Source organism: Bacillus sp. JJ1764 (assembly GCF_036962145.1).
Classification (GTDB): Bacteria; Bacillota; Bacilli; order Bacillales; family Cytobacillaceae; genus Neobacillus.
In genome coordinates, this window is the sequence record NZ_JBALNY010000203.1 from 4174 (window position 1) to 8205 (window position 4032).

Consider the following 4032-nt stretch of genomic DNA (forward strand, 5'->3'; position numbering starts at 1 on the left):
GATCATTCTTGAGCTCAAGCACCCGTTAGCTTAACAAGGACTAGTTAAAAGATAAATATTCTAACAATAATTTTCTTGTCTTTTCATTGTTCATATATTCATCGTAAAACGTTGGATAATTAGAGATGTTTTCTTCTAAAAACCGATATTGTCCAAAAATGTCAAAGAAGGATAATTTAAGCCAATCTATTTGACCTCGTGGGATTTTGCTTTGGCTTCCCCTAAGAACGTAACTTAAACATCCATATATATTCATCCAATAAGTGTTTAAATCAGCGTTTAAACAATCTTCTTTCGAAAATTTCCTTTTGAAGTCCTTTTGCATCTTAGCTGTATCTTTAGAAGGAAAAGGATTCATTAAAATTTGTTGCATAGAATTCAATTCTTCAAAAATTAGCGTTTTATCTATATCAAACACCACCAATTGTTGGTTTGAAATAAAGTTTGATCAAAATGGGCTTAAAAAGCTTGATTCAGTAAAAAATATCGGAACCTGCTTTTGAAAAAAGATTGATCAAAACAGGCTCTCAACATATTTGGTTCCGTAGAATTTTTATAAAAAAGTTTGATCATTTTCTTTTTGGGTTATTCAACTAAAGCACCCTGGTTGAAGAAGAATATTTACTAATTCAGATTAAAAATTACTTCCCTACAGAAGGCCCAAGTTAAAAAAGATTACAAACACTAATGCAGTAAAAATAAATGCTAACAATGCAGTTTTAAAAGTGCTCTTCTTTCTTACGCTATCACCGTAAAATGAATCATCTTTCTCCATAAGTGCTCCTAAAATCAGATAAAGTATTGGCGATACTGGCACGAATATAAATACCAATCTCACAATAATGGATGAAATCAAAAGAGCCTCTGCGATTCCTCCACATACACCTAAAAATACATAATCTGAATTTGACCTCATCAGTCTATTTCTTTTCATCATTTTTACCTCATTTAAAAGTTTTTTGGAGTTTGATCCGTTTGCCATTTGATTTTCTTAGTTAAGTTCTACAATAAATATTCTCATACCTTTAATTTAAAGTCGGGTTATTTTATTCAACAATCTGGCCCGATTGCTGAACAACTCTATTGTTACTAAACAATTCTCTAATACACCTTTTGGTTCACTATAAGAATACCCCTTTGGATAACCATATCTAAAGGGGTAAAGCTTCGCACCTTTATTTCAAAACTACAGTTCCTCTTTCACCGCTATATTAGCAAAAATAAAAGAATCTATTTTGAAAAAAAGATTGTTCTCTGATGACTGGACTTCCTAATAGAAAATACATTAGAAGCAATATGATAATGCACCTATGATTAAGCTAATCCAAGCAAAAAATACTATTTTCTTTTATTATTGGATACAGGACAACCGATGATGTTAAACCAAACTTTGAACGAACAATCTTACTACACACTTTTTTTGTATTTACCCCACACTATCATCTGCTAGTACTACTATTTTTTATAACCAAATCAGCCGTTTCCCTTGGATGGCTAAGAGGGAAATGATGACCATATGGAACAATATCAACCTTACCAAGATGCAATGGAGCAAAATAGCTTCTATCATGATCTCCCCAAATAATATGAAGATTATACCTTTGTACTTTATTAAAATCACCCTGATAGTCTTTCAATAGAAAACTGTTAAGCTGAACCGTTGTATTTAAAATTCTTGGCGAAGTAAAGCTCCTACTTACTTTGGCAATATAATGTTCCGGAATGCTCTCCGTACTTTCAAACAGACCATTACCTAATAAATATCGCTCTATCAAATTAGCAGTTGCCAATTTCAACGCCCATTTGTTCATAAATTGAGGAGCATTAAACGAGTTAGAATTTCTTTTTGCAACAGGTGGCTGAAGTAAAGTAATAGTATTCTTCGTATCAATGTACTCTTGTACTAATGCTTCCAGAAGAATTACCGCACCGAAGGAATGGCCAATCAAATGTGCACCATTAGTAGCTTCCCCCATTAACTCTTTCACTACATTCAAATAGAGATCCAGAAGGTTTTTCTCTCGTTTAAAAGGGGAACGTCCTAACCCTGGAAGATCCAGGATCCATACCGGTTGACCAGTTTTTTCATGAAGCTCTAGTCCTAAAGGAAATAAATCCTCTCCATCGCTCAATAAACCGTGTAATAAAATAAACGGCTTACCCTCTCCTTGTATTTGATAAATGACAGTGTTTCCGATTAATGTTCGTTCAAATGCATGATTATGCTGGTCATTTTGATACATCAAGCGATAATCCAAATCCGCTACGACGGCTGGGAAAAATTTCATTACACTCGTCTTCTTAAACCAATCCCCTCCCATGATTTTTTTCGATAAATCATTTGAAAACTTCCTATTTGTAATAAAGTTCAGTCCATCCGATGGAATTTGTGTTATTTTACTTACCCCACTTTTCATAAGTGCCTTCATGAAAGGAATTGGTACAGAGATTTTAGGTGCTACCATATTCATACTTTCTGACATAACTCCTAATAATTCAAACATATTTGGATCAAGCTGTTTGTCTTGAACAAGTGTATATGTTTGAATAGACGGTTGCTCCTGCTTAAAAACCTGCACAATAAACTTCGCTAGCTCATCGTTTGAAATAAGTGGTAATCTATACCCCTTACCTCCAGGAACAACTGGCATTAGCCCTCTTCGCATACTCGTCACAAGCAAGCCTAAGCCTGCTACTTGCTCCGTACTCCCTGTTTTACTACTGCCGACTACAGTTGGTGGATTAATCACAGAAAGCGGATAGCCTATTTCAGATGCCTGCTGACGAATATAAAGATCTGCTAAAAATTTTGTTCTTTCATATGAATTTTTTATTTTCAAATAATCGTTGCCTTCCTTAAACACATCAATCGTAACCATGCTACTTTTATCATCCAAGGGGCTCATATAACCTACTATATGAATAAATTGCTGCAAGCCCTTCAATTGATGAATACTTTTAGCTAATTCACCGATATGCTTGGCACCGTTTAAAAATACAGAAACTGCCTCTTTCTCTGTCGCTTTAATATCCATTGGTCCACCCGCGTGAATAATCACATCCGTTTTTAATACCCTATCCTTATCTTCATCACTTAAACCTAAATNNTCACCTTCAATAAAGTGCATGGCTGCCTCATTTAAAATACCTTTTTCTTGAAAAATGCGTGTTGCCTTACTTTTTGACCTAACTAAAAGAAAAATCATAACTTCCTCTTTAGTTAATTCCTCCACTAATTGCCTCCCAATAAAGCCTGTTCCACCAGTTAAAAATATTGTCCTCATATCCGCGCTCCTTTTTAGTACTACACAGTACTAATTCGATGTAAAAAAAATGCTTCTCTTATCGAAGCAAGTTAAAAAGATGGTTTGCTGTTTGCTTGATAACAGTTGCATCCTTCAATGTTTCTGAAATAAATAGCGCTCCTTCAAGATTCGTTATAAAAAGTGCCGCTACCTCGTCAATATTAATCGTATTTCTAAACTCCCCTTTTTCTACTCCTTGTTTTAGTAATAGAGAGACTTTCGTTTGTAATCCTGTAAAAAAGAGACCTATTTTTTCTTTTATGTGCGTGGCTTGTGCAGGGCTTTGAATATAAAGAGTAATAAATGGACAGCCACCCTTATACTCCCTTGACTGAACTCCCTGTGATAAATGCTTTAAAAACAGCTGGACACGATCTTCAACTAATAATTGGTTCTGAGAAAGTATTTCATCAATGGCACGCTGATACGTTTCAATCCAATAATCAACGACCCCTTCTAACAATTCTTCCTTATTAGAAAAGTGATAATACACATTAGATTTTGATACTTTGCTTACACGCACTAATTCATCCATACTTGTATAAGCAAACCCTTTTTCTAAAAATAATGTTGCCGCCACTTCAATCACACGTTTTTGATTCATTAATTTTACCTTTGTCATAACTAGAACTATATAGTACTAGTTTGAAAGTTGCAAGTATTAACTATTTCTTTTTCTATGGGACATAGAAACACCCCTTTAGATAATCATATCCAAAGGGGTAAA

4 protein-coding genes are annotated in these 4032 nt (G+C 34.4%); all 4 read right to left on the reverse strand.

All coding sequences use genetic code 11. The features are described from left to right. Positions 1-40: 40 nt before the first annotated feature. Entirely contained in the window at positions 41-373 is a 333-nt protein-coding gene (locus V7083_RS21775) for a YxiJ family protein (RefSeq protein WP_438823762.1), read from the reverse strand. 276 nt (positions 374-649) lie between these two features. Then, complete coding sequence (locus V7083_RS21780; protein WP_335482012.1) at positions 650-982, reverse strand: PspC domain-containing protein; 333 nt, start codon at positions 980-982, stop codon at positions 650-652. 457 nt (positions 983-1439) lie between these two features. Further along, positions 1440-3284, reverse strand: coding sequence for an alpha/beta fold hydrolase (locus V7083_RS21785; RefSeq protein ID WP_335482014.1), 1845 nt, complete (start codon positions 3282-3284; stop codon positions 1440-1442). A gap of 58 nt (positions 3285-3342) precedes the next feature. Then, entirely contained in the window at positions 3343-3909 is a 567-nt protein-coding gene (locus tag V7083_RS21790) for a TetR/AcrR family transcriptional regulator (protein WP_335482016.1), read from the reverse strand. Between the last annotated feature and the right edge of the window lie 123 nt (positions 3910-4032).

Excerpts from the sequence above, each read along its gene's own strand:
- V7083_RS21775 (WP_438823762.1), bottom strand. The coding sequence starts at position 373 with ATGCAACAAATTTTAATGAATCCTTTTCCTTCTAAAGATACAGCTAAG.
- V7083_RS21780 (WP_335482012.1), bottom strand. The coding sequence starts at position 982 with ATGGCAAACGGATCAAACTCCAAAAAACTTTTAAATGAGGTAAAAATG.
- V7083_RS21790 (WP_335482016.1), bottom strand. The coding sequence starts at position 3,909 with ATGAATCAAAAACGTGTGATTGAAGTGGCGGCAACATTATTTTTAGAA.